The organism is Leisingera sp. JC1, assembly GCF_001679925.1.
Taxonomy (GTDB): Bacteria; Pseudomonadota; Alphaproteobacteria; order Rhodobacterales; family Rhodobacteraceae; genus Leisingera.
In genome coordinates this window covers 1-24,405 of the sequence record NZ_LYUZ01000085.1, presented here as the reverse complement: position 1 = coordinate 24,405, position 24,405 = coordinate 1, and the positions used below count along the sequence as shown (strand labels likewise).

Genomic DNA, 24,405 nt, shown 5'->3' with positions numbered 1-24,405 from the left:
CTGCAGATTTGCATATGCTATCCGGAGATTTGTGCCAATACATGCGAAAAAATCGAAACTTAGTTTTAGTTTCTGTGCAGGTGTAACTTTATTCTACAGTGAATTCTCTTCCCGGATATGGTTTGCCGTGCAAAAATCAAAGCTTAATGGCCCGCATAGAACGAGCCAGGCGTGACAACTGGGAGAACGATTAATATGATCAAAAAGTATCTGCTTTCAACAGCCTGTGCAGCCGCTGCGGCGGTTTCCGCAACACAGGCCTCGGCCCTTGAAGAGATCACCGTGGCGTATTTCCTGGAGTGGCCGATGCCGTTCCAGTTCGCCAAGGCAAATGGCACATATGAAGAAGAGATGGGTGTCAAGATCAACTGGGTCTCCTTTGACACCGGTACCGCAATGTCTGCTGCCATGGCCTCTGGCGACGTGCAGATTGCCGTAAGCCAGGGCGTGCCGCCGTTTGTGGTTGCGACCTCCGCCGGGCAAGACATCCAGACCGTGGATGTGGCTGTAAGTTACTCCGACAACGACAACTGCGTGGTGGCTGAGGCTCTGGAGATCGACAAGGATAACGCAGGCGAACTGAACGGTAAGAAAGTCGGCGTGCCGATCGGAACAGCCGCGCATTACGGATTCCTGTCGCAGATGGCACACTTCGGTGTTGATGTTGGCTCGATGGAAATCGTCGACATGGCGCCTGCCGATGGCGCAGCGGCTTTTGCCCAGGGCAATCTGGACATGGTCTGCGGCTGGGGCGGTGCGCTGCGGCGGATGGTGGAGCATGGCAATGTTCTGCTGACTGGCGCTGAAAAGGAAGAACTGGGCATTCTGGTGTTTGACGTAACCAGCGCGCCAGCAGGTTTCATTGCGGATGAAGGCGCTCTTCTCAGCAAGTTCCTGAAGGTGACTGCAGATGCCAATGCAATGTGGAACTCGGGTGACCACAAGGATGAAATGCTGCCGGTGATCGCCAAGGACGCAGGCATGGATTTGGCTGATGCTGAAGCTACCATCGCAACCTTCAGCTTCCCCTCGGCTGAGGATCAGCTGTCCGAAAAGTGGCTGGGCGGCGGCGCGCAGAGCTTCATGAAGGGCGTAGCTGATGTGTTCGTGAATGCGGGCAGCATCGAGGCGGCGCTGGATTCCTATGACGGTGCCGTGGACAGCGGACCGCTGGAAGCAGCGCTGAACTGAGCCGTCACAATTTGGCTATGGCGGACGGCCCGGACCCCGGGCCGCCCGTATCCGCATTTGCAGGCCGTCTGCAAACTGGCGCTAACAGGAAGGGGAAGAGATGTCGGGATTGGACATCAAAAGTGTCTCCATGCGTTTTGACCTGCCCAACGGCAGTTCGGTTCAGGCGCTTAAAGACGTTTCGTTGAACTTGCAGGCGGGAGAACTGCTGTCGGTGCTGGGGCCGTCTGGCTGCGGTAAAACCACGCTGCTGAATATTCTGGCCGGGTTCCTGGCCCCCACAGAAGGCGAGGTGGAACTGAACGGCCACGTGGTGACCGGCCCCGACGCCGAGCGTGGTATGGTGTTCCAGAAAGGTGCGCTGTTCGAATGGATGAATGTGCGCGACAATGTCGAATTCGGCCCCCGGATGAAGGGCATGAGCAGGGCGGAGCGGGAGAAGATCTCAGACCACCTGCTGGAAATCGTCGGGCTGCAGGATTTCAAGGAAAAGGCTGTTTATGAGCTGTCCGGCGGCATGCAGCAGCGGGTGGCGCTGGCGCGCTGCCTAGCGAATGAGCCGGATGTGATCCTGATGGACGAGCCTTTGGGTGCGCTCGATGCGCTGACACGTGAGAAGATGCAGGGGCTCGTTCTGAAGCTGTGGAAGGAAACCGGCAAGACCATCATCCTGATCACCCATTCGGTTGAGGAAGCACTGCTGCTGGGCGAGCGGCTGATTGTGATGGCACCCCGGCCCGGCCGCATCCACCGCGAATACAACCTGCCCTTTGCCGAGCGCGGCGTGAATGCAGACCTGCGCGACGTCAAGAAATCCGAAGGCTTTGCTGAGACCCGGGATGAGATCCTGTCGATGATCTGGGAGATGGAAGAAGAAATCATGGGCCGTACGGAGCAGGTGGCATGAGTGTACTTCTTTTCTACATCGCGCTGTTTGCCGGCGCCTTCTTTCTGGTGCAATTGATCCGCAAGGGGATGCAATCGCGGCAGGACTTCACCAGTCTCAAGACCGTGACTTTCGGTGACGAAAGCGCGGTTACTCCGGACCGGGCGGCTTCGATCATCTCGGTTCTGGTGATTTTCGTTATCTGGGCTGCGTTTACCGGCTCCAAGCTTTTCCCGATCCACGTCCCTGGGCCATTCACCGGTGAAACTGTATTCACTTACACGTTGGAAAACACGGATGGCGCCACGGATGATGCGGAGGTCACCGTGCGGGTCTTCGGGTTTGGTGAGGATGTCCAGAATTTCGAAGTCGAGGGTGGCAGCGGCTTTGCCTCGAATGATGCGCTGGCGGCCCAGGCGGGGCGTTCAACCACGCTGCTGTTTGACAAGAATGACGAGGCCAAACGCCGGGACGGCGCAAAGATCGTGGCGATCAATGGTGAGCCGATTGCGATTGGCGGTGCGGTAGATACCGGTGACGGCACCGTGACGCTGACCGGAAAGGGCGCAATCAGCTTTACCCCGGACAGCGGCATGCAGATGAACCCGATCTGGCTGCCGGCCCCGGAAACCGTGGTGTCGAGATTCTTTGAGATTGCCAGTGAGGGCTATCAGAACTTCTCGCTGTGGCAGCACCTCGGCTGGTCGCTTTTGCGGGTTGTAGCGGGCTTTGTAACCGGTGCCATCGTCGGAATTCCGCTCGGCTATGCGATGGGGCTCAGCGGCTGGTTCCGAGGCTGGTTCGATCCGATTGTCGAGTTCATGCGTCCGGTGCCGCCTTTGGCGCTGATCCCGCTGGTCATCATCTGGTTTGGCATCTGGGAGACTGGCAAGATCGTTCTGCTGTTCCTTGCGGCGCTCTGGATCATGACCATTGCGGCGCGTGCCGGGGTTTCGGGCGTGAACATCTCAAAAATCCACGCGGCTTATTCGCTGGGCGCCTCCAAATGGCAGATCATGCGTCATGTGATCGTCCCGAACTCCCTTCCCGAGATTTTCACCGGCGCGCGGGTGGCGATGGGGGTTTGCTGGGGCACGGTTGTGGCCGCGGAACTGGTCGCGGCGCAAAAGGGCGCTGGCATGATGATCATCGCGGCCTCCAAGTTCCAGCTGACTGACATAGTGATCATGGGCATCGTGTTGATCGGCATCATCGGCTACGGCATCGATATTCTGATGCGAAAGGCAGAGAACTGGCTGGTGCCCTGGAAAGGCCGCAGCTGATCTGAGAGCAGCTACGCAAAGAAAACGCCCGGGGCGTTCCCCGGGCGTTTTGCTGTTCAGGAAAGGATCAGCCGCGGAGGCGGTCAAAGCCTGGATCGTAAGGCGACGGGGCGATCACTTTTACAGGGACCAGATCTCCGCAAAGGTCTAGCTGCATGCTGCTGCCGATTTTGGCCAGTTCCGGCTCCATAAACGCATAAGCAAGGTTCATATCCAACCGGTGCCCCCAGCCGCCGGAGGTGACGGTGCCTACAACCTTGTTCCCCTGCATCAGCGAGGCGCCGCCATGGGCCGGGGCGTGGGTGGCGTCTACCTTCAGGGTGACCAGCTTTTTGCGCGGACCTTCGGATTGGCGTTTCAGTAGAGCCTCCCTGCCGATAAAATCACCCTTCTCCAGCTTTACGAACCGGTCCAAACCGGTCTCAAACGGGGTGAACTCGGTAATCAGATCGGCTTTCCAGTGGAGAAAGCCTTTTTCCATCCGCATCGACTCAATCGCGCGGGCGCCAAAAAGTTTGAGGCCGTGTTCTTCCCCGGCTTTCCGCAGTGCCAGGTATGCGGCGTAGAGCGACGCATTGGGGATATGAATTTCATAGGCCAGCTCGCCGGAGAAGCTGACGGCCATCACTGTGGCAGGGGCAAAGCCGATGAAGCATTCGCGCACTGACAGCCAGGGAAATGCGTCACGGGACCAGTCTCCCCGCGCGCAGGCGGTGAGCACCTCCCGCGCCCGCGGGCCGGCCAGAACCAGGATGGTCTGGTCATCGGTGAGGGAGCGGATCTGCACGTCTTCTCCAGGCCGGATGTGCTGAATAAGCCAGTCCAAGTTGTGGAATTCACTGGCCGCGGCGGAGCCGTACCAAACCCGCTCCGGCCCGCGGTCGGATGCGGGCAAGTTGGCCACCGTAGCCTCACCCTTGACCATGCCGTGGTGGTTCAGGAGGTAGCCGAGGCCAACCCGGCCCGCGCGTTTGGGGACAGTGCCGCAGAACATGCGCTTGAGGAAGCTGTGGCGGTCGGTGCCGGTGATTTCGAACCGGCTGAAGCCGTTGATCTCGGCTAGCCCCACGTTCTCTTGCACGTTCCTTACTTCCGCAGCGACTACATTGAAGGTTTCGTCGAAGTTGAAGCTGAGCGTCGGGTGGAAGTCCGGCGCTGGCTTGATGTAATCTACCCGCTCCCAACCGTTCACCACAGTGAATTCAGCGCCCTCGGCTGCCATCACGGGCGTAAGCGGAGTGGTCTTGGCAGGGCGCCCCGCCGGGCGATGCTCATGCGGGAAATGGAAACGGAATTCGTTCTGGTAATCCTCGATGGCCTTCAAGGCGGTCAGCTCCACATTGGCGTGGCCAGTGAAGCGGCGCGGGTCCAGACACCAGGTATCATAGCAGGCCTCGCCTTGAACGATCATCTGCGCCAAGAGCCAGCCATGGCCGCCGCCTTCGCCCAGGCCCGCGCGCAGGCCAATGGCGCAGAAGGCGTTGCGCTTGCCCGGGATCGGGCCGATCAGCGGCGCACCGTCGATAGTATATGTGATCGGGCCGTTGACGATGGAGCGGATGCCGGTTTCACGCAACGCGGGCATCCTCTCAAACGCGCCTTCCAGCACGTCCATAACCCGCTCCAGATCATCGGGGCATAGGGCATTTACGAAATTCGGGTCAATCCCGTCCAGGCCCCAAGTCTTGCAGTCCTGCTCGTAGAAGCCAATCAGCAGGCCGTTTTTTTCCTGGCGGCAGTAATAGTCAGAAATCGGGCAGCGGATCAAAGGCATACGACGGTCGGCCTCAATGATGCCGGGGATGTCTTCGGTCAGAAAATACTGATGCTCCATCGAGGCGACAGGGTGGTGGACCCCCATCATCGCACCCACCTCATTAACCCGGTAGCCGCAGGCGTTCACCACGATATCGCAGTCGATATCGCCGTGTTCCGTGTGAACGGTCCAGGTGTCGTCCTTGTGCTGGGTGAAGGCAGTGACCGGCGTGTTGCGGTAAACCCCGGCTCCGGCCTTGCGTGCGTGATAGGCCAACGCCTGGCAAAGCTGCGCCGGGTCGATGTCGCCATCCAGCGGGTCCCACAACCCGCCCACCAGATTCTCGGTTGAAATCAGCGGGTGGCGACGGGCGCATTCCTCAGCATCAATCACTTCGAAGTGCACATCCATGCCGCGGGCCATCGAGGCAAAGTGGCGATAGCCATGCATCTGTTCGGTGGTGTTGGCAAGGCGGATGCCGCCGTCGCCATGGTGGTAATTGATCGGGTACTCAGGGTTATCCGCTAGTTTCTTGTAGAGCGATATGGAGTGGCTTTTCAGGCCAACCATCGTTTGGTTCATGCCGAAATTCGTTACTTGCGCTGCCGAGTGCCAAGTTGTGCCGCTGGTCAATTCGTTGCGTTCGACCAAAACGACGTCGCTCCAGCCTTCCTGGGTGAGGTGGTAGAGGGTGGAGCAGCCAGCAATGCCGCCGCCGATCACCACAACCTTGGTGCGCGATTTCACGAAATGGGCCTCCCAACAGTATCGTACCGACTAGGCCGCAGGACGGCGGCGGCGGCAAGGGAACGGTCCGGCATTCGCAGAAAAACGAATGCGGAATTGAGCGAACTAGAAAAGTACGGCTGCGCCTCTGCCAGTGAGGCATTCCGTAAACGCCCAGCTGTGTCACGATGTTTTTACCTGCCGGGATGATACAGCTTTCTGCCGGCCTAAGTCGCAGGAGCGTTGACGGCCCGCCCCGCGGCGCGCACAGTGCTACTACAGAGATAGTTTCTCATCGCGTCTATGTCGCGGGTGTTCTCAAATCGTGCCAAAACTGGCACCATGTTGCGAAAATTGATGGGTGATCTGGTCTTATCGTTTTTGAAAACTGTCACTGTTGGAGGCGGGCAAGCCTTCGCAAGGTTTCACCGTTGAAACAACAAGAACAACAATTAACAGTCCAAAGGGAGAATTGGATCAATGACAAACACTGGTAAACTGACGCGGCGGAGCATTCTGAAAAGTGCTGGCGCGGCCGCCCTGGCAGCCCCGCTTTATTCGAAAAGCGCGCTGGCGTCTTCGGGCGAAATCAACATCCTGATGTGGTCGGACTACCTGCCGCCGGAATTTATTTCCGGTTTTGAGGCCAAGACGGGCATTAAGGTGAACTACACGGGCATCGGGTCGAACGAAGAAATCATCAACAAGATGAAGGCCACGAAGGGCCAGGGCTTCGATATTGTTTCGCCGACCAACAACCGCTCGCTGCAGTGGGGGCCGCTGGAACTGCTGAAGCCGTTCGACATGAGCAAGGTCAACATTGACGCGGTCAACCCTGCGATGGCTAAAATCGGCACCGATGCCTGGAACTTTGGCGGCGGCGGCGTGCATTGGCTGCCGCACATCTGGGGCACAGAGGGCATTGCCTATCGTACAGACCTTTGGCTGCCGGCTGGCGACGCTCCCTCCTACGGCGATGTCTGGTCGGAAGAGAACGCAGGCAAGACCATGGGCCGCGCGCATTCGATGATGCTGGGTGCTGGCCTCTATATGGAAGCCTCTGGCGAGATGGAGCCGGGTTCGATCTGGGCTGCCTACGACGATGAGGAAACCATGCGCAAGGTCTGGGGCCAGGTCACTGACTGGTGCGTGGCGCGCAAGGACCGGATCAAGCTGATCTGGAACGATGCCGATACTCAGAAGAACGGCCTGCTGAACGAAGGCGTGGTGGTCGGCCAGACCTGGGACGGCCCGCCGCTGGCGCTGAAATCCGCAGGCGAGCCGGTGCACTATCAGGCACCGGTCGAAGGTGCGATGGCCTGGGTCGACGGCATTTCGATGCCGGTAGGCGCGCAAAACGAAGAGCAGGTCTATGCCTTCATCTCTTATGCTTACGAGCAGGAGCCTGCAGGCAAGGCAATCGACAGCCACGGCTACAACTCGCCGGTACTGGGTGCCGACGGTTTCTCCGGCGATGTCTACAAGAAGAACTTTGCCGAGGCCTATCCGGGCAACTCGCTGGCCAACCTGAACCCCTGGCCGGCAGAGGCGCCCTGGTATGCCGATGTGCGCACCGAGTTCGTCAACAAGTTCAAGAGCGCGTAACAACTGCGCCTGAAATATTTGACCCCCGGAGCTTCTCCGGGGGTCAGCCGCGTGCCGCACGGCGCAATCACAAAAGAATAGAAACAGGAAGCAGGCCTAGCGGGGCCGGTGGTGCGCCACCGGATTGGGGGCCTGTACCCTGGGGAGAAGCCAAATGAGTGCTGGGGTCGGCGTTGATCTCGAGAACCTCTGGATCCGCTTCGGTGACTTTGTCGCCGTGCGAGATGCCAATGTGAACATCAATGGGGGGGATTTCTTTTCCTTCCTAGGGCCATCGGGCTGCGGCAAGACGACGATCCTGCGCGCTGTCTCAGGCTTTCTGGACCCAAGCGACGGGCGTGTGCTGATCGGCGGCAACGACATGAAGGGGATCGGACCGAATAAACGCCCGACCGCGCTGATTTTTCAGAACCTGGCGCTGTTCCCGTTGATGAAGATCTGGGAAAACATCACCTTTTCCATGGAGATCAAGGGCGCCTCGGCAAAGGAACGCCGCAAGCGCGCGGATGAGCTCTTGGACATGATCGCGCTGCCGGGGCAGGGCGACAAGCTGCCGTCGGAACTGTCGGGCGGCCAGCGCCAGCGGGTGGCAATTGCGCGCGCCCTCTGCGCAGAGCCGGATGTGCTGCTGCTTGATGAGCCGCTGTCGGCCTTGGACCTCAAGCTGCGCCAGCACATGCGCACCGAGCTGCGTGAAATCCAGCAACGGGTCGGCATCACTTTCATCTACATCACCCACGACCAGGGCGAGGCGCTGACCATGTCCGACAATATCGCCGTGATGAAGGCGGGCGTGATCGACCAGATCGCTGACGGTAAGACCATCTACAACGACCCTTCGACTGCTTTTGCCGCGTCTTTCGTGGGCGAAAACAATGTCTTCCGCGGCAAGGTCAAGCGTATTATGGGCAATGAAGCTCTGATTGCAACCAACCGCTCCGGCGAACTGGTGGCGCGGATCTCCACCGCCAACCAGGGCAGGATGAAGGAAGGCGACGAGGCGATGATGTTCATCCGCCCCGAGGCCTTTGCATTGGCGCCGCAAGGGGCCTCAGGCGACCATTTCGTAACCGCCAAGGTCAACCATGAGGAATTCGAGGGCAACGTTTTCAACATCTTCATGGAGGGCGAGGGCGGCAAGGAGCTGAAGGTCTCCATTCCCAACCTCGGCCAGTCGTTTGACGATCATACCGGCCAGAACATCACCCTGGAATACGAGACGAAAAACGCCGTCTGTGTTCCGGCTGGTGAGCTGGCCGCGGAATAAGGAGGCTTTAGCCATGCCAAGCTTCCTGAGGGAGTTTTTCAAACGCAACGGCACCGGCATGGGCAGCCTGATGCTTGGGCTGGTCCTGTTCTGGACCATCGGCCTCATCATCCTGCCGCAGCTGTCGATGCTCGATTTCTCGTTCCGGCCCAACCTGCCGCCGCCAGAGATTGGCGGGCCCAAAGACGTCTATACGCTGGAGAACTACAAATACCTGATCTATGGCCCGGAAGGCGGCAGCCAGGACTACAACGCGGTCGACCTGAGGGTGTTCTTCCGCACTCTGGTAGCGGCAGTCTGCGTAACCATCTTCAACCTGATCCTGTGCTACCCGATCGCCTATTACCTGGCTCAGACCAAGGGCAACCATATCCGCATTTTTGCACTGATGCTGATCATTCCCTACTGGATCAACGAGATCTTGCGGGCCTTTGCACTGCGGATCATTTTCGGCGAAACCGGGGTGCTGAACAACATGCTGGTGGGGCTGGGGGTTTTCGACACGCCCTTCGATTTCATCCGCAACGACATCGCACTCTATGCGGGGCTTGGGTATGCCTACATCCTGCTGATGATTTTCCCGATCTACAATGTGATCGAGAGCCTGGACCGCAACCAGATTGAAGCAGCCCGCGACATGGGGGCAAGCTGGACGATGATCCACCGGCGTGTGGTCATCCCCTATGCCAAGCCGGGCATCTCCTCAGGCTGCACTATGGTGTTCATGCTGTCGGCCGGCGCTCTGGCGGCGCCGCAAATCCTGGGCGGGCCATCTTCCTTGTGGTTCACGCAGCTGATCTATCAGCAGTTCAATGACAACTCCGACTGGCCGCAGGGGGCTGCCTATGCGGTGGTGCTGCTGGTCACCTGTATCCTGCTTGTTCTGGCCGTCATGCGCCTGTTCAAGGTGAACATGGGGGATATCGGCAAATGAAGAACTTCACCTTTATGCGCCTGAGCCTTTGGGTCTATCTGGCGATCTTCTTTGCCTATCTGCTGGGGCCGCTGGTGATCATGTCGGCAACCGCCTTCAACTCGCCGTCGTTCCCGCGGATGACCCCTTGGGAATGCCTGACGTTTGAATGGTTCTCGGCCCTGTTTCAGGACGAGCGGATTTTGAACGGTATCTGGAACTCGATCCTAGTGGGCGCAGGCACGGTTGTGCTGTCGGTGGCGATGGGGCTGGCGGGGGCGCTTATGCTCACCCAGATCTGGCCCAAGCTGCGGGCGACCTACTACACTGTCATCATTGCACCGATCCTGATTCCTGGCGTGGTGCTGGGCATCTCGACCCTGGTGTTCTGGGACCGGATCAATCGGATGCTGGGGCTTGGCGCTGACAGCTTTTTGTCGAACGGGCTGTTCCTGACCATCATCGGCCAGTCCACCTTCATCGCCAGCTACTGCATGCTGGTGCTGGTGGCACGTCTGCAGCGTTATGATATCGCGCTGACAGAGGCGGCGCTGGATCTGGGCGCGACCCATGCCCAGGCCTTCCGCAAGGTTCTGCTGCCGTTCATGCGGCCTGCGATTGCCTCCGCTGCGGTGCTGGCGTTTCTCGCAAGCTTCGAGAACTACAACACCACCACATTCACCTTTGGCGAATATCCGACGCTGACCATCGAGCTGGCGCAGAAGGTGCGTTACGGCATCACCCCGGCGATTTCGGCCCTGGCCTTTATCATCGTGGTGCTGACGGTGTTTGCGGCGCTCTTCAATGAGGCCAGCATCCGCCGCAAGCAGCTGGTCGCCGAGGCACGCAAGAAGGCAACCGTGGAAGAGCTGGAAAGCGGCAAGCTGCAGCTGCCGGGTTTCCTCAGCTCCAATGCGGCGGCGGTGGCGCTGGTGGTTGTGGCCTGTGCAACGGTGGCGGTGGTTGGCACCGCGACGGTCTACAGCCCGCAGCAGTGTATTGCCAACGTGCAGGAGCAGAAGCGCCTGGAGACGGAAGAGCGCATCAAGGAACTGCGCCGCCAGCGTGAACTGCGCCGCCAGCAGCAGCTGGAAGAGCAAGGCGAGGCCGCTCCGTCACAGACCGCGCCTTCCACCGGCTCCGGCAACAACTCCGGCTTTGGCGGCGTGTTTGCTCCGGACAGCTTGTCGGGCGACGGAGAGGCGGAGCCAGAGGCAGAGCAGGAGCCGCAGGGCAACAGCTCAGGGTTTGGCAATGTCTTTGATCCAAACGCTTTGTCAGGTGACGGCGGGGACAGCGGTTCCGGCAACTGAACCGCACCGCTTTGAACCTTAAAAGGCGGCCCCTGGGGGCCGCCTTTGTCATGGCCGCAGCCCGCTGCGGTCAGGCCAGCGAGCCTGCTGGATGCCGGTCGGCATAATATTGTTTGCGGAACGCCTGCGGGCTGGTCTTGTACTCGCGCTTGAACCATTCGGTCAGGCTGCTGCGGGAGCCAAAGCCGGTGGCGGCGACGATCTCTGCCAGCGGCAGGGTGGTGTGCAAGAGCAACTGGCGGGCCTTCTCGATCCGCAATTTGCGGTAAGCTGTCAGCGGGCTGGTCTGCGCCTTTTGCTGGAACCGGCGCTCCAGTTTGCGTGGAGAAACCCCGGCCTGCTGGGCTATGTCGCGGATAAGCAGCGGTTCTTCCAGGTTTTGCTGCATCAGGTCGAGGATTTTGACCACGAGCGCGTCCCCGCCGGCGGTCTGACGCAGTTGCAAGGAGACCTTGGATTGTTCTGAGGCCGGGCCGAAGGCAAGGCCCAGGTAGTCGCAGATTGCATCAGCTATGAAAGCACCGCGGTCAGCGCGCAGGAAACCGGCCAGTAAACGCAGTGCCGCGAAGCTGCTGACAGCAGTGCTGATGCGGCCTGAGGTGGTTGTCAAGGTGCCAGCGGGCGCGCAGATCATCTGCTCCTCTTCCGCGGCGGCGGCAAAATTTGCGTGCACGGCGGTCTCGGTCGCGGCGTTGAGGCCGGTTTCGGGCAAGAGGAAAATTGCACTGCCGGCAAACAAGCAGCGCTGCGCCTGGCGGCAGATCCGCTGCAGGCTGGCTTTCTCGCCGGAGTTCAGCGGCCAGCGGCTGGAGATGCCGCCGAGGAAAATAACAGTCTGCGGCTTCCAGCCTTCCGGCACAGAGCGCATCTGCGATGCCAGATTACGCACGGCAGTCCGGTAGCCGCTGTCGGGAAACAGGTCATTGGCGGCGCGGAAGACTTCGCAGATCATCTGGGCTGCGGCGGGCGCATCGGGCTGCGGCAGAATGATTTCGACATCGTGGAAGCGGGCCTGTGCCGCGCTGTCAGCACTTTGCCGGGACGCTGGCACGGTCAGCGGTTCGAGACGGGACATCATTCTCTCCTCTGAGCGGTCATGCGGGGATGCAGCAGTGTAAAAAGGCTGCGGGATGCCCCGCCGGCGGAACCGGCGGGGCAGGAGGCCTGACGGGCAGGCTTACTCTTCTTCGTAGTCCGACATCGGCGGGCAGGTGCAGACCAGGTGGCGGTCGCCATAGGCGTTGTCCACCCGGTTCACCACCGGCCAGTATTTGTCGACACCCAGGTTGCCGGGCGGGAAGCAGGCCTGCTCGCGGCTGTAGGGACGGTCCCACTCGCCGACCAGGTCGCGCACCGTGTGCGGTGCGTGCTTGAGCGGGTTGTTCTGGGGATCGATCTTGCCGTCGATGATGTCCTGTGCCTCCTGACGGATCGACAGCATGGCATCGCAGAAACGGTCCAGCTCGTCCTTCGGCTCGGACTCGGTCGGCTCCACCATCAGCGTGCCGGCCACTGGCCAGGACATGGTGGGCGCATGGAAGCCCGAGTCGACCAGACGCTTGGCGATGTCGTCCACGGTAACGTGGCCTTCCTCGTCCAGCGGGCGGGTGTCCAGGATGCATTCATGCGCCACACGGCCCGTTTCCGAGGTGTAGAGGATCTTGTAGGCATCCTTGAGGCGGGCTGCGATGTAGTTGGCGTTCAGGATTGCAACCTTGGTCGCCTGGGTCAGGCCTGCGCCGCCCATCAGCAGGCAGTAGGCCCAGCTGACCGGCAGGATCGAGGGCGAGCCAAACGGAGCCGCGGAAACCGGCCCCACTGCAGTGCCGTATTCCGGGTGGCCTGGCAGGTGCTCTGCCAGATGCGCCTTGACGCCGATCGGACCCATGCCGGGGCCGCCGCCGCCATGAGGAATGCAGAAGGTTTTGTGCAGGTTCAGGTGCGAAACGTCGCCGCCGATCTTGCCCGGCTGGGCAAGGCCAACCATGGCGTTCATGTTGGCGCCGTCGATGTAGACCTGGCCGCCGTGATCATGGGTGATCTGGCAGACTTCCTGCACGGTTTCCTCGAACACGCCGTGGGTCGACGGGTAGGTGATCATGCAGGCTGCCAGGTTCGCGGAATGCTCCTCGGCCTTGGCGCGGAAGTCGGCGACATCAATGTTGCCTTTCTCATCCGCCTTCACGGGCACCACCTTGTAGCCTACCATTTGCGCGGTGGCCGGGTTGGTGCCATGTGCGGAAGTCGGGATCAGGCAGACGTTGCGGTGGCCCTGACCGTTAGCCGCGTGGTAGTTGCGGATGGTCAGGAGGCCCGCGTATTCGCCCTGCGCACCGGAGTTCGGCTGCTGAGAGATCGCGTCATAGCCGGTGATTTGGCAGAGCTTGTCGTTCAGATCGGCGATCATCTGGTGGTAGCCCTGCGCCTGGTCTTCCGGGCAGAAGGGGTGCAGGTTGCCGAATTCCGGCCAGGTGACCGGGATCATTTCGATTGTCGCGTTCAGCTTCATGGTGCAGGACCCCAGCGGGATCATTGCACGGTCCAGCGCCAGGTCGCGGTCGGCCAGGCGGCGCATGTAGCGGGTGATCTCTGCCTCGGCCCGGTTCTTGTGGAAGATCGGGTGGGTCAGATACTCGCTTTCACGCAGCGCATAGTCGGGCAGGCGGTAGGCGCGGTTCTTGACGCTGTCGTCTTTCTTCTCGATGCCGAAGGCACCCCAGACCGCTTCGATGGTTTCCGGGCGGGTCTGCTCGTCCAGAGAGATGCCGATGTGGCTGTCGCCGATCTTGCGCAGGTTCACGCCGCGCGCCACCGCTGCTTCCATGACAGTCTTCTGCAGCGGGCCGACCTCGACGGTGATGGTGTCGAAGAAGACTTCGGGCTGCACCTTGAACCCGTGCTCCTCAAGGCCCGCGGCCAGGCGCGAGGTCTTGCGGTGCACCGACTGGGCGATTGCCTTGATGCCGTCGGGTCCGTGATAGACCGCGTACATCGACGCGATCACGGCCAGCAGCGCCTGTGCGGTGCAGACGTTGGAGTTGGCCTTTTCGCGGCGGATGTGCTGTTCGCGGGTCTGCAGCGCCAGGCGGTAGGCCTTGTTGCCGCGCGCGTCGACCGACACACCGATGATGCGGCCGGGCATGGCGCGCTTCAGCTTGTCGGTGGTGGCCATATAGGCGGCGTGCGGTCCGCCATAGCCCATCGGAACGCCAAAACGCTGGGTGGAGCCGATGGCAATATCAGCGCCCATTTCACCGGGCGACTTCAGCAGCGCCAGCGCCAGAATGTCGGCGGCGACAACGGCGATGCCCTTATGCTCGTGGATGGCTTCGATTTCCTTGGTGAAATCGCGCACATGGCCATAGGTGCCAGGGTACTGGAAGATCGCGCCAAAGACCGCGCCCGGATCCAGCTCGTCGGGATCGGCAACCACCACGTCAATGCCCAGGGGCTCGGCGCGGGTCTGGATCACGGCGACGGTCTGCGGGTGACAGTTCTTGTCGACGAAGAAGGCCGCGTTGTTCGCCTTGGAGCGTGAGCCGCGGTGCGCCATTGCCATGGCTTCGGCAGCAGCGGTTGCTTCGTCCAGCAGCGATGCGTTGGCGATATCCAGGCCGGTCAGGTCGCTGACCATGGTCTGGAAGTTCAGGAGCGCTTCAAGACGGCCCTGGGAAATTTCCGGCTGATAGGGAGTATAGGCAGTATACCAGGCCGGGTTTTCCAGGATGTTGCGCAGGATCGGCGCCGGGGTGGTGGTGCCATAGTAGCCCTGGCCGATCAGCGAGGTCAGCACCTTGTTCTTGGAGGCCACCTGCTTCATGTGGAAGAGGGCGTCGCGCTCGGTCATTGCCGGGCCCCAGTCCAGCGCCTCTTTCTGGCGGATGGCGGGCGGCACGGTGGCGTCGATTAGCTCGTCCAGGGTCTTGAAGCCGATCACCTGCAGCATATCCCGCATCTCGGTCGGAGCCGGGCCGATATGGCGCCGGTTGGCGAAGTCATAGGCTTCGTAATCGGTAAGTTTAAAGGCCATTACAGAGGTCCTTGTCTGGGGCAATGGACCCCGCCGGACGCTTCCGGCGGGGAGGGGGTGCTTAGCCGATCAGGGCATTGTAGCCGTCCAGATCCATCAGATCGTCCAGCTGCGACGCGTCCGACAGCTTGATCTTGTAGATCCAGGCGTCGCCTTCCGGGCTTTCGTTCAGGGCGCCGGGGTTGTCGGCCAGGGATTCGTTCACCTCGAGCACTTCGCCGTCCAGCGGCGCATAGATTTCGGATGCCGCCTTCACCGACTCGATGACGCCGATCTCGCTGCCTTTTTCGAACTCGTCGCCCGCTTCGCGCTGCTCGACGAAGACAACTTCGCCCAGCTGGTCGGCGGCGTGCTGGGTGATGCCCAGGGTTGCCACGTCACCTTCGACGGTGATCCATTCATGCTCTTCAGAGTAATAGGTGGCCATGTTGACTCTCCTGATGATGTCTTAGCGTTTGTAGTTCTGAGTAACGAAGGGCAGGGCGACGATTTCAGCCGGCTGCGCTTTGCCGCGGATGATGAGGTTCACCTTGGTGCCTGCGGCGCTTTGATCTGCCGCAACGTAGCCCATGGCAACCGGGCCGCCGACTGTGGGGCCGAAGCTGCCAGAGGTGATGGCGCCCAGAGTATCGCCGTTTTCGCTTTGGATTTCCACGCCCTGGCGGGCGGGGGCGCGGCCTTCGGGCTTGATGCCGACCAGTTTCTTGGCGGCGCCCTCAGTCAGTTCCTTCTGGATGCGGGCAGCCCCGGGGAAGCCGCCTTCTTCCTTGCGGCGCTTCTGGATCGCCCAGGACAGCGACGCCTCGATCGGCGAAGTCGACTGGTCGATGTCGTTGCCATAGAGGCAGAGGCCGGCTTCCAGGCGCAGGCTGTCGCGGGCGCCCAGGCCTGCGGGCTCGCAGTCGTCATGGGCCAGGAACAGTTTCGACACGCGGATCGCGTCGGCTTCCGGGATCGAGATTTCGTAGCCGTCCTCGCCGGTGTAGCCCAGGCGGGAGATGCGGCATTCGACACCGCCGATATCGGCAAGGGTGGTTTCCATGAACTTCAGCTCACGGGCGGCAGGGCACAGTTCGCCGACAACGTCCTCGGCCTTGGGACCTTGCACGGCTACCAGCGCGCGATCGAAGATCTCGGTCACTTCGACGCCGTCCAGGTTGGCCTGCATGTGCGGTATGTCCTGGTAGCGCAGGGCGGCGTTCACCACCACGAAGTAGTGGTCGCCGGCGTTGGAGACGATCAGGTCGTCCATGATGCCGCCGTCCTCGTTGGTGAAGAAGCCGTAGCGCGCCTTGCCTTCTTTCAAGGTGGCATAGGCCTGCGGGCAGAGCGTTTCCAGCTTCTCGCCCACGTTGTCGCCACGCAGGATCACCTGGCCCATGTGGGAGACATCAAACAGCGCGGCCTTTTCACGGCACTGCTTGTGCTCGCCCATGATGCCCATGGGATACTGGACCGGCATTTCCCAGCCGGCGAAGTCGACCATTTTGCCGCCAAGCTCGACGTGCAGGTCATAAAGCGGGGTGCGTTTGGGTGCGTCGGTCATCCTGTGCAGCCTTTGAATAATAGGGTTTCGGGGTGAGGGAGGGCGCAGGGCGCGCCCTCCCGGAGAGCTTACTCGGCAGCGTGGCCGGCTTCTTCCGATTTGCCGCCGGTGGCAAAGAACTCTTTCGTCACCTTGAAGACGATCGGGCTCAACAGCGCCAGGGCGATCAGGTTCGGGATGGCCATCATCGCGTTCAGCGTGTCAGCCAGCAGCCAGATGAAGCCCAGGTCGGCAGTCGCACCGAAGTAGATCGCGACGATCCACAGGATGCGGTAGGGCAGCATGACCTTCACACCGAACAGAAACTCCATGCACTTCTCGCCATAATAGGACCAACCGAGGATTGTGGTGAAGGCAAAGATCGACAGCGCGATGGCGATCAGCGGGCCGCCGATGCCCGGCAGCGAGTTTTCAAACGCCAGTGAGGTCAGCGCCGCACCGGATTCACCCGAAGTCCAGGCACCGGAGGCGATGATTGCCAGACCGGTGATCGAGCAGACGATGATGGTGTCGATGAAGGTGCCCAGCATGGCGATCAGGCCCTGGTTTACCGGACCTTTGGTTTCGGCTGCTGCGTGGGCGATCGGGGCGGAACCCAGGCCGGCTTCGTTCGAGAACACGCCGCGGGCCACACCAAAGCGGATTGCTGCCCAGACGGCCGCACCGGCAAAGCCGCCTTCGGCTGCCGAGGGGGTGAAGGCATGGGTGAACACCAGGCCGAATGCGGTACCGATGGCGTCAGCGTTGATGACCAGAACAATCAGGCCTGCAATGATGTAGCTGACCGCCATGAAAGGAACAAGGAAACCAGCGACCGCGCCGATGCGGGTAATGCCGCCCAGGATCACGGCACCGGTCAGCACCATTAGCACAATGCCGGTAACAGAGGTGTTGAAGCCGAAGTTGGTTTCCAGAACCTGTGCCACACCGTTCGCCTGCACACCGTTCCCGATGCCGAAGGCAGCAATGGAGCCGAACACGGCAAAGGCAATGCCCAGCCAGGCCCATTTCGCGCCGAGACCGTTTTTGATGTAGTACATCGGGCCGCCGACGTAGTTGCCTTCCTCGTCACGCTCGCGGAATTTCACCGCGCAGACGGCTTCGGAATATTTGGTGGCCATGCCGACCAGCGCGGTCATCCACATCCAGAACAGCGCGCCGGGACCGCCGAGGAACACGGCGGTGGCGACGCCTGCGATGTTGCCGGTGCCGATAGTGGCCGACAGCGCGGTCATCAGCGCGTTGAACGGGGTGATTTGACCTTCGCCGGTGGCCTCACGGCCCTTGAACATCAGGCCAAAGCCCATGCCCAGTTTCCGGATCGGCATGAACTTCAGGCCGACCTGAAGGAAGAAGCCGACGCCGAGAATGAGGACCAGCATCATCGGCCCCCAAACCACGCCGTTTACGGCTCCTACGATTGAATTTAACGCTTCCATGGGTCTCCTCCCGCTTGCGTTAAGGTTAAATGCCCTTTGCCAAGGCCATCTGACGGGCCTCTTTCAGGGCGGCAAAATCTTCATCCGCGTGGAACGAAGAGCGGGTCAGCGGTGTCGCTGACACATGCAGAAAGCCCTTGGAGCGAGCGATCTGTTCCAGCTGTGCAAACTCCTCCGGCGACCAGAAACGGTCGATCGGGTGATGCTTGGGGGTGGGTTGCAGGTACTGGCCCACGGTCAGGAAATCGACCTGGGCCGCGCGCAGGTCATCCATCACTTGACGAACGTCCTCCAGCGTCTCGCCCAAGCCAACCATGATGCCGGATTTGGTGAACAGCTGCGGGTTTGCGCGCTTGGCGTCGTCCAGCAGCCGCAGCGAGGTGTAGTAACGTGCGCCCGGGCGTACACGCGGGTAAAGGCGCGGAACGGTTTCCAGGTTGTGATTGAACACATCGGGTGCGGCTTCGAATACCGCATCGGCCGCTGCGCCCTTGCCCAGAAAATCCGGGGTCAGCACCTCGATGGTGGTGCCGGGGTTCTGATGCCGGGTGGCGCGGATGGTCTGAGCGATATGCTCCGCCCCGCCGTCCGCCAGATCATCCCGGTCCACAGAGGTGATTACCACGTGGCGCAGGCCCAGTTTCTTGACCGCCGCCGCAACCCGGCCCGGCTCAAACGCATCCAGCGTGTCCGGCTTGCCGGTGGTGACATTACAAAAAGAGCAGCCGCGGGTGCAGACTTCACCCATAATCATCATGGTGGCGTGGCGCTTGGACCAGCACTCGCCGATGTTGGGGCAGGCGGCCTCCTCGCAGACGGTCGCCAGATCATGCTCCCGCATCAGCTTGCGAGTTTCGTAGTACTCCGCGCTGTCGATCTTCTTCTTACGGATCCACTTCGGTTTGCGCGGGATGGCGCTGTCGGCCTTGTGGGCCTTTTCCGGATGGCGGGGGCGCAGCTGGATCGTCATCTGGCGGACCTCCGGATCAGGCGTGAATGGCGCGGCCAAGCGCGTCGAGGCAGGCTTCCTTCACCGCCTCGCCCATTGCCGGGTGCGCGTGGCAGGTGCGGGCCACCTCTTCGACAGTGGCACCCTTGGTCATTGCCAGCACCAACTCCGCAATCAGGTCACCGCCATGGGCACCGCAAATGTGGGCGCCGAGGATCTTGCCCTCCGGTGTCGCCAGCACCTTCACTGCGCCATCGGTTTCGCCGGTGGAGCGTGCACGGGAGTTCGCCATGAAGGCGAACTTGCCAGTGATGTACTGGGTGCCGGTTTCTTTCAGCGCCTCTTCGGTCTGACCCACGGAAGCGACTTCCGGGTCAGTGTAAACCACGCCGGGAACTGTGTTGTAATCCACATGGCCGTGCTCGCCCGCCATGATCTCGGCACAGGCAACGCCGTCTTCCTCGGCCTTGTGCGCCAGCATCGGGCCGGGCACGCAGTCGCCGATGGCATAGACACCGGGAACCGAGGTCTGGAAGGTTTCATCCACCTCGATGAAGCCGCGTGCGTTGATCGAGACCCCCAGGCCTTCCAGGCCGAGGCCGCGGGTCACCGGGCGGCGGCCGATGGCAACCAGAACCTTGTCCGCCTCAATCTGCTCCTGGCTGTCCTTACCGACGCGGTCCACGGTCAGGGTCAGGCCGTTTTCGCCTTTTTCGACAGCTTTCAGCGCGCGGCCCAGCTGGAACTTCAGACCGCGCTTGCTCAGAGCGCGCTGGGACAGTTTGGCGATCTCGCCATCAATGCCGGGCAGGATGCGGTCAAGGTATTCCACCACCGTCACCTTGGAACCAAGGCGTGACCAGACCTGACCGAGTTCAAGCCCGATCACGCCAGCGCCGATCACCACCAGATGCACTGGCGCGGCTTCAAGCGCCAGCGCTCCGGTGCTGCTCAGCACGTCCACCTCGTCGATCTCCACACCTGGGAGGGGGGTGGGTTCCGAACCGGTGGCAATCAGGATGTTCTTTGCAGTGTAGGTGTCTTCACCGACTTTTACTTGGCCTTGCGCCGGAATACTGGCCCAGCCTTCGATGTGGTCGACGCCGTTCTTCTTGAACAGGAAGGCGATGCCCTTGGTCAGGTCATCAACAATTTTGTCCTTGCGGGCCATCAGCGCCCCCAAATCCAGGCTGACGCCCTCAACGGAAATGCCGTGCGCGGCGATGTGGGACAGCTCGGCGTATTTGGCGGACGAAGTCAGCAGCGCCTTGGAAGGAATGCAGCCAACGTTGAGGCATGTGCCGCCCAGCGAGCCGCGGCCTTCGACACAGGCAACCTTCATGCCCAGCTGTGCTGCACGGATTGCTGCGACATAACCGCCCGGACCGGCTCCGATCACGATCAGATCATATGCGCTCATGTGGTTTCTCCTCCGAAATGCGGTTCAGGACCGGCACGTATTCAGCCATATACGACGCTGCGTCTCCTATAGGAAACTTTTTCCCCTTTGCAAACAAAAAGTGCGATCACGGAAATTTTGACCGGGAAATACATCAAAGCTAAAGTGTTTGCGGATCAGGAGAATTCGCAGAAATGGAACCAATTCCCTCAGAAGAAACAGGACTGGGCCCCGAGGCCATGGAGGCCCCGGATGGCGAAGTTCTAGGAAAAATGATTCGCGAAGCCCGCAAAGAAAAAGGGCTGACATTGGAGGAAGCCGCCAAGGCAGCAGCCATTGGCAGGTCCACTTTGTCCAAGATCGAGAACAACCAGACCCGTCCCAGTTTCGAGATCATCCGCCGCCTGATGCAGACGCTGGAACTGGAAACACCGCAGTTGTTTGTGCAGTCCAGTCAAAGCGGCGTCACCGGGCGCCGTGACTTTACCCGCACCGGCGAAGGGGAGCACAAAGAAACCTCGACCTATGATCACGAGCTATTGTGCAGCGAACTGACCAGCAAACGCATGGTGCCCTATATCAGCACCATCAAGGCACGTGATGTGACCGAGTTCGACAATTGGGTCCGCCACCAGGGGGAGGAGTTCATGTTCGTTTTGAGCGGGGAACTGATCCTCTATACTGAGCATTACCGGCCGTTGCGGATGGGGGTCGGAGATTCCGTTTATTACGACAGCGGTATGGGCCATGGCTGCGTCTCTGTTAGCGCGGAAGACGCCAGAGTTCTCTGGGTTTCTCTGGAGGGATGAAATTTCAAGACGTTCGGCGGGGTGCAGTTTTTGCCGAAGCCAATGCTTAATGAGAGAGACGCTGGTATGGAAAGCAGGCAGGACGGTGTGCTCTCGCGTACTGAAAACGCGCATCCGTCAGTCGGGTCCAAGCACCCAGGCGTTTTCAAGCGAAGGAAGCGTCAGGACACGGCGCAGAGGAGCGGCTGCGGTCAGGCGATTCCCCGGGCGTCCATTGCATCCAGGCAGACGGTAAATCGGATTGTTGTGCCGGAAACAACCTGAGGGTCGCACCAAATCAGGCCTTTGTGCCGCTTGGCGATTTTGGCGCAGGTCGCCAGACCGAGGCCAGTGCCAGGCTGTTCGCTGCCGCGCTGCAACCGTTTGAATGGTTCAAAGATCTTTTCCTGGTATTCCGGTGGCACTCCAATTCCATTGTCAGAAACTGAGATCATCAGTCCGGGGTCGGCTGGTTCTGCAATTACGGAAATTTCAGGCGTCTCACCGCCGCTGTACTTTATGGCATTGCTGACCAGGTTTTGCAGCAGCTGGACGATATCTGGTGGAAAGCACAGCACGCTCAATCCTCCGGACTGCCAGCTAAGCCTGGCACCTGATACGGCAAGGTCCTGTGCCAAGACTGCCCGCAGGCTGTCAAACAGGCTCTCAACAGTAACGCGCTCCGCCCGCCCTTCGCTGTGGGGGTTGATATGGCTGGCCAGCCGTTCAATCAGTTCGGACGTTTTGTTTACCGATTTTTTCATCAGGTCGAACTGTCTGGCAACCTCATCAAGGTCACCGCTCTCGTATTCCTCCTGGATCTGTTCGCTTAGAAACTTGATGGCCCGCAGGGGTGCACGCATGTCGTGAATAAGAACATCAGAGAACAGCCTTAACTCGATTTGCTGCTCTTGGATCCGCCAACGCATATCAGCAACCTTCAGCCCGTTTGCGATCATCCGATTGAGCGCTTCCGCGCTGAGAGCTGATTTGGGAATATAGTCGCTGGCTCCGGCCAGAATTACGCTTTTGGCGATCTCCTCGTCACCATGACCCGTGGTCATGAACAGCACCGCTCGCGGCCAGGCTTTGTTTAGCCGTGCGATAAGGTCCAGCCCGGTTCCATCTGGAAGCAGATAGTCCAAGAAAATCACATCGGCTTGTTTTCCGACATGTTCCAGCGCAGTTTCGCCGCTTTCAGCCTCGGTAATTCTGGCCCCGGGATGTGTTTTCGTCAGAAGCCGGCGTAGCAGCTTCCGGTCTCCGGCGTCATCGTCAATGAGCAGGATTTTGAGAACTGCCATCAGCTACCTCTCTAACGTGAGTTTTTTGGTGGTTCGGCAACGCGCCAAAAATTGTCGAGCGTAGCCGTAAGTTCAGCAGACATATCGCCAGCCTTAGGCTTCGGAATGAAGCCAGAGACATTTTTTCATAAGCTTCAGAAATGTCGCGCTCGTCATCAGAGGGCGCCAACATGAGGAACAGGTTGTTATGGAGGAACGGGTTGGCACGAAATTCCGACCGCAGCTCATTTCCTTTCTTGGGGGGCATTTTGATATCATACGGAGCCAGGAAGTGAGGGGGGTGCACTTGGTTCCTTTCTCGGCGCAGAAAGGTCAAAGCTTCAGCACCGTCCGCAAACCGTATGACTGGATTGGCAATCCTCGCCTTTTTGAAGACCCGGTGCAGTGCCCTCGCATCTGCATCATCATCTTCGACCAGGATAATGTTCAGGGCCGTTCGGTTTAGTTTAGAGGAAGATTGCAACCTGCCGTCACTCCAATGGTCTAGGGCTGTCAAAGAGTGAGCCTGAAATCAAGCCACGGTTCCCCGGATCAGTCTTCGGCTAATAGTAGCTGCTATTGCAGTAGATTAGGCGACACGCGCGCGGTCACTTCACGGGTGTCGTCAATTACGCTGTCCAGATCATCCATGAATGCCACCAGATCTTTGCAGCTGCGCTCAAGCATTGTCACATCCGCAAGAACGGAGGGCGAAACACTGTCGTCCTGACGGGCTTGAGATTTCACAACCCTGACGCCCGCAAGTGTCCGGCTTAGCAGCAGCCGGAGGTCGGGACCGCAGCCGACAATAAAGCGTTGGAATATGCGCTTCAGTTCCTTTTCTGACGCCCGCGCACTGGACAGCTGGCCATAAAGCGCCCGCCGTTCGATGGCAGAGGCAATTGACTTGATCAGAGCGTCCACCGACAATTCTTCTTTGACGATGTAGTCCGCACAACCGCGCCGCATGGCCTCCACAGCGGTCTGATAGCTGGTGACACTCGTCAGCATAATCGGCACAGCCTGCACCTGATCTTCGTGGGTCAGCAGCAGCTTCAGGGCATCAAGGCCGGTGTCCATTCCCAGGTTATGGTCCAGAAACACGAGGTCATATTGTTCCTGGTCCAGTTGCCGCCGCATTTCGTCCAGGTTCGCAGCTTCAAAGAACTCGGCCTCCATTCCGGCCTTGCGGCACAGTTTCTTCAAACGCAGCCTGTCAATCTCGTCATCATCAACTGATAGGATGTTGAGAATCACGGGTTGCATAAAAGGTGGTGCGGTCACCTCTGAAAAACCATTGTCACTCATTCTATACCCCTTTGAATTGACATGGTCCTTGGAGCACAGGACCATCTGGTGTGCACATCCTTAAGTTGAGTATACCATGTTCATTAACGCATTGGGGTATTATCTGAGGGTAGTTGATTAAAGAAAACTAAGTGGCGCGCAGAGGCAGAAGGATTTTACGCTTATTCGACGGAAGGCGGGAATGATTTCTGAAGTTTTAATAGGGCCTTGCCACGAACGGTCCGCTTCAAATTTGCTGAAAACTTTCGGCAGATCGCAGCGTTTGCAAAGCGGCGCACAGGTGTTTTACCTCAAGACTACAGTCTGGTGGGCCCTTTCTGCAAAAGGAGAGGGATACAAGCGATCGGATCGATGCTGTCCCTTGGTGGCGCCTAGGGATGCAGCAGCCTTTTGGAAGGTCTGACCAGCGCGGTGGAATTCCTGTTACTGAAGGCGCCGCGTTTTTTTGTGCGGCGCCTCCGGTGAGTTCTCAGAAGTCCTGCCAGAGATCGCGTGCGGCATTGCCGCTGCTGGCTGCCGCTGCAGGCACCGGGCTGGCTTCGACTTCCCAGTCGTCCTCGCCATGCGCCGWCGGCGCAGGCTTGACGGCCGGGGCGGCGGCCGGAGCCGCTGCGGGCGCCGGGCGGGCGGCTGTCTCTTATACACATCTAAAAAAAAAAAAAAGATTTTATAGAATACAGTTACTGAGGGTGTACCAGTATGCTATACCTGAATGAGTATCTA

19 protein-coding genes are annotated in these 24,405 nt (G+C 59.9%); 8 read left to right on the top strand and 11 right to left on the bottom strand.

The annotated features are described in order from the left end of the window. The first annotated feature begins 195 nt into the window (after positions 1–195). The 3 genes from A9D60_RS10815 (at position 196) to A9D60_RS10805 (ending at position 3,360) form a co-directional block, all read left to right on the top strand. Positions 196–1,191, top strand: a complete 996-nt coding sequence (locus A9D60_RS10815) for a taurine ABC transporter substrate-binding protein (RefSeq protein WP_065267600.1) — start codon at positions 196–198, stop codon at positions 1,189–1,191. A gap of 100 nt (positions 1,192–1,291) precedes the next feature. Further along, positions 1,292–2,098, top strand: a complete 807-nt coding sequence (locus A9D60_RS10810) for a taurine ABC transporter ATP-binding protein (RefSeq protein WP_065267599.1) — start codon at positions 1,292–1,294, stop codon at positions 2,096–2,098. After that, complete coding sequence (locus tag A9D60_RS10805; RefSeq protein WP_065267598.1) at positions 2,095–3,360, top strand: ABC transporter permease; 1,266 nt, start codon at positions 2,095–2,097, stop codon at positions 3,358–3,360. Before A9D60_RS10810 ends, A9D60_RS10805 begins: the two co-directional genes overlap by 4 nt. Before the next feature lie 67 nt (positions 3,361–3,427). Here A9D60_RS10805 and A9D60_RS10800 read toward each other — a convergent pair whose 3' ends face one another. After that, positions 3,428–5,863: a GcvT family protein gene (locus tag A9D60_RS10800; protein WP_065267597.1), complete on the bottom strand. Its 2,436-nt coding sequence runs from the start codon at positions 5,861–5,863 to the stop codon at positions 3,428–3,430. A 459-nt stretch (positions 5,864–6,322) separates the two neighbouring features. On the opposite strand from A9D60_RS10800, the gene A9D60_RS10795 reads away from it, so the two are divergent. From A9D60_RS10795 to A9D60_RS10780, 4 genes are all read left to right on the top strand, one after another. Continuing rightward, positions 6,323–7,447 (top strand): extracellular solute-binding protein, encoded by a 1,125-nt coding sequence (locus tag A9D60_RS10795; RefSeq protein WP_065267596.1) that lies wholly within the window; start codon positions 6,323–6,325, stop codon positions 7,445–7,447. 154 nt (positions 7,448–7,601) lie between these two features. Beyond that, entirely contained in the window at positions 7,602–8,714 is a 1,113-nt protein-coding gene (locus tag A9D60_RS10790) for an ABC transporter ATP-binding protein (protein ID WP_065267595.1), read from the top strand. A gap of 13 nt (positions 8,715–8,727) precedes the next feature. Continuing rightward, positions 8,728–9,648, top strand: coding sequence for an ABC transporter permease (locus tag A9D60_RS10785; RefSeq protein ID WP_065267594.1), 921 nt, complete (start codon positions 8,728–8,730; stop codon positions 9,646–9,648). Then, positions 9,645–10,940: an ABC transporter permease gene (locus A9D60_RS10780; protein ID WP_065267593.1), complete on the top strand. Its 1,296-nt coding sequence runs from the start codon at positions 9,645–9,647 to the stop codon at positions 10,938–10,940. Before A9D60_RS10785 ends, A9D60_RS10780 begins: the two co-directional genes overlap by 4 nt. A gap of 70 nt (positions 10,941–11,010) precedes the next feature. Here the strand turns inward: A9D60_RS10780 and A9D60_RS10775 are convergent, their stop codons facing one another. From A9D60_RS10775 to lpdA, 7 genes are all read right to left on the bottom strand, one after another. Next, a complete protein-coding gene (locus A9D60_RS10775; RefSeq protein ID WP_083194155.1) occupies positions 11,011–12,015 on the bottom strand; it encodes a helix-turn-helix domain-containing protein in 1,005 nt (334 codons plus the stop codon). A 102-nt stretch (positions 12,016–12,117) separates the two neighbouring features. Further along, positions 12,118–14,970, bottom strand: a complete 2,853-nt coding sequence (gcvP, locus tag A9D60_RS10770; RefSeq protein WP_065267591.1) for an aminomethyl-transferring glycine dehydrogenase — start codon at positions 14,968–14,970, stop codon at positions 12,118–12,120. 61 nt (positions 14,971–15,031) lie between these two features. Then, complete coding sequence (gene gcvH / locus A9D60_RS10765; protein ID WP_065267590.1) at positions 15,032–15,397, bottom strand: glycine cleavage system protein GcvH; 366 nt, start codon at positions 15,395–15,397, stop codon at positions 15,032–15,034. A gap of 21 nt (positions 15,398–15,418) precedes the next feature. Next, a complete protein-coding gene (gcvT, locus tag A9D60_RS10760; RefSeq protein ID WP_065267589.1) occupies positions 15,419–16,516 on the bottom strand; it encodes a glycine cleavage system aminomethyltransferase GcvT in 1,098 nt (365 codons plus the stop codon). A 68-nt stretch (positions 16,517–16,584) separates the two neighbouring features. Then, positions 16,585–17,955, bottom strand: coding sequence for an alanine/glycine:cation symporter family protein (locus A9D60_RS10755; RefSeq protein WP_065267588.1), 1,371 nt, complete (start codon positions 17,953–17,955; stop codon positions 16,585–16,587). Positions 17,956–17,980: 25 nt separating this feature from the next. Beyond that, complete coding sequence (gene lipA / locus A9D60_RS10750) at positions 17,981–18,925, bottom strand: lipoyl synthase (protein ID WP_065267634.1); 945 nt, start codon at positions 18,923–18,925, stop codon at positions 17,981–17,983. Between the two features lie 16 nt (positions 18,926–18,941). Beyond that, positions 18,942–20,324 (bottom strand): dihydrolipoyl dehydrogenase, encoded by a 1,383-nt coding sequence (gene lpdA, locus A9D60_RS10745; RefSeq protein ID WP_065267587.1) that lies wholly within the window; start codon positions 20,322–20,324, stop codon positions 18,942–18,944. 173 nt (positions 20,325–20,497) lie between these two features. Between lpdA and A9D60_RS10740 the strand changes: the two genes are divergently transcribed. Beyond that, positions 20,498–21,112, top strand: coding sequence for a helix-turn-helix domain-containing protein (locus A9D60_RS10740; protein ID WP_065267586.1), 615 nt, complete (start codon positions 20,498–20,500; stop codon positions 21,110–21,112). A 191-nt stretch (positions 21,113–21,303) separates the two neighbouring features. On the opposite strand, the gene A9D60_RS10735 is transcribed toward A9D60_RS10740, so the two are convergent. From A9D60_RS10735 to A9D60_RS10725, 3 genes are read right to left on the bottom strand one after another with little or no spacing between them, the layout of a single operon-like run. After that, entirely contained in the window at positions 21,304–22,395 is a 1,092-nt protein-coding gene (locus A9D60_RS10735; protein WP_065267585.1) for a sensor histidine kinase, read from the bottom strand. Then, positions 22,367–22,891: a two-component system response regulator gene (locus A9D60_RS25475; protein WP_254656674.1), complete on the bottom strand. Its 525-nt coding sequence runs from the start codon at positions 22,889–22,891 to the stop codon at positions 22,367–22,369. Before A9D60_RS25475 ends, A9D60_RS10735 begins: the two co-directional genes overlap by 29 nt. Before the next feature lie 59 nt (positions 22,892–22,950). After that, the gene (locus tag A9D60_RS10725) at positions 22,951–23,682 is read right to left on the bottom strand and encodes a response regulator (RefSeq protein ID WP_065267583.1); all 732 of its coding nucleotides are present in this window, start codon (positions 23,680–23,682) and stop codon (positions 22,951–22,953) included. Between the last annotated feature and the right edge of the window lie 723 nt (positions 23,683–24,405).

Bases quoted from the DNA above. Each gene is read 5' to 3' on its own strand.
- A9D60_RS10815 (WP_065267600.1), top strand. From the start codon at position 196: ATGATCAAAAAGTATCTGCTTTCAACAGCCTGTGCAGCCGCTGCGGCG.
- A9D60_RS10810 (WP_065267599.1), top strand. From the start codon at position 1,292: ATGTCGGGATTGGACATCAAAAGTGTCTCCATGCGTTTTGACCTGCCC.
- A9D60_RS10805 (WP_065267598.1), top strand. From the start codon at position 2,095: ATGAGTGTACTTCTTTTCTACATCGCGCTGTTTGCCGGCGCCTTCTTT.
- A9D60_RS10795 (WP_065267596.1), top strand. From the start codon at position 6,323: ATGACAAACACTGGTAAACTGACGCGGCGGAGCATTCTGAAAAGTGCT.
- A9D60_RS10790 (WP_065267595.1), top strand. From the start codon at position 7,602: ATGAGTGCTGGGGTCGGCGTTGATCTCGAGAACCTCTGGATCCGCTTC.
- A9D60_RS10785 (WP_065267594.1), top strand. From the start codon at position 8,728: ATGCCAAGCTTCCTGAGGGAGTTTTTCAAACGCAACGGCACCGGCATG.
- A9D60_RS10780 (WP_065267593.1), top strand. From the start codon at position 9,645: ATGAAGAACTTCACCTTTATGCGCCTGAGCCTTTGGGTCTATCTGGCG.
- A9D60_RS10775 (WP_083194155.1), bottom strand. From the start codon at position 12,015: ATGTCCCGTCTCGAACCGCTGACCGTGCCAGCGTCCCGGCAAAGTGCT.
- gcvP (WP_065267591.1), bottom strand. From the start codon at position 14,970: ATGGCCTTTAAACTTACCGATTACGAAGCCTATGACTTCGCCAACCGG.
- gcvH (WP_065267590.1), bottom strand. From the start codon at position 15,397: ATGGCCACCTATTACTCTGAAGAGCATGAATGGATCACCGTCGAAGGT.
- gcvT (WP_065267589.1), bottom strand. From the start codon at position 16,516: ATGACCGACGCACCCAAACGCACCCCGCTTTATGACCTGCACGTCGAG.
- A9D60_RS10755 (WP_065267588.1), bottom strand. From the start codon at position 17,955: ATGGAAGCGTTAAATTCAATCGTAGGAGCCGTAAACGGCGTGGTTTGG.
- lipA (WP_065267634.1), bottom strand. From the start codon at position 18,925: ATGACGATCCAGCTGCGCCCCCGCCATCCGGAAAAGGCCCACAAGGCC.
- lpdA (WP_065267587.1), bottom strand. From the start codon at position 20,324: ATGAGCGCATATGATCTGATCGTGATCGGAGCCGGTCCGGGCGGTTAT.
- A9D60_RS10740 (WP_065267586.1), top strand. From the start codon at position 20,498: ATGGAACCAATTCCCTCAGAAGAAACAGGACTGGGCCCCGAGGCCATG.
- A9D60_RS10735 (WP_065267585.1), bottom strand. From the start codon at position 22,395: ATGGCAGTTCTCAAAATCCTGCTCATTGACGATGACGCCGGAGACCGG.
- A9D60_RS10725 (WP_065267583.1), bottom strand. From the start codon at position 23,682: ATGAGTGACAATGGTTTTTCAGAGGTGACCGCACCACCTTTTATGCAA.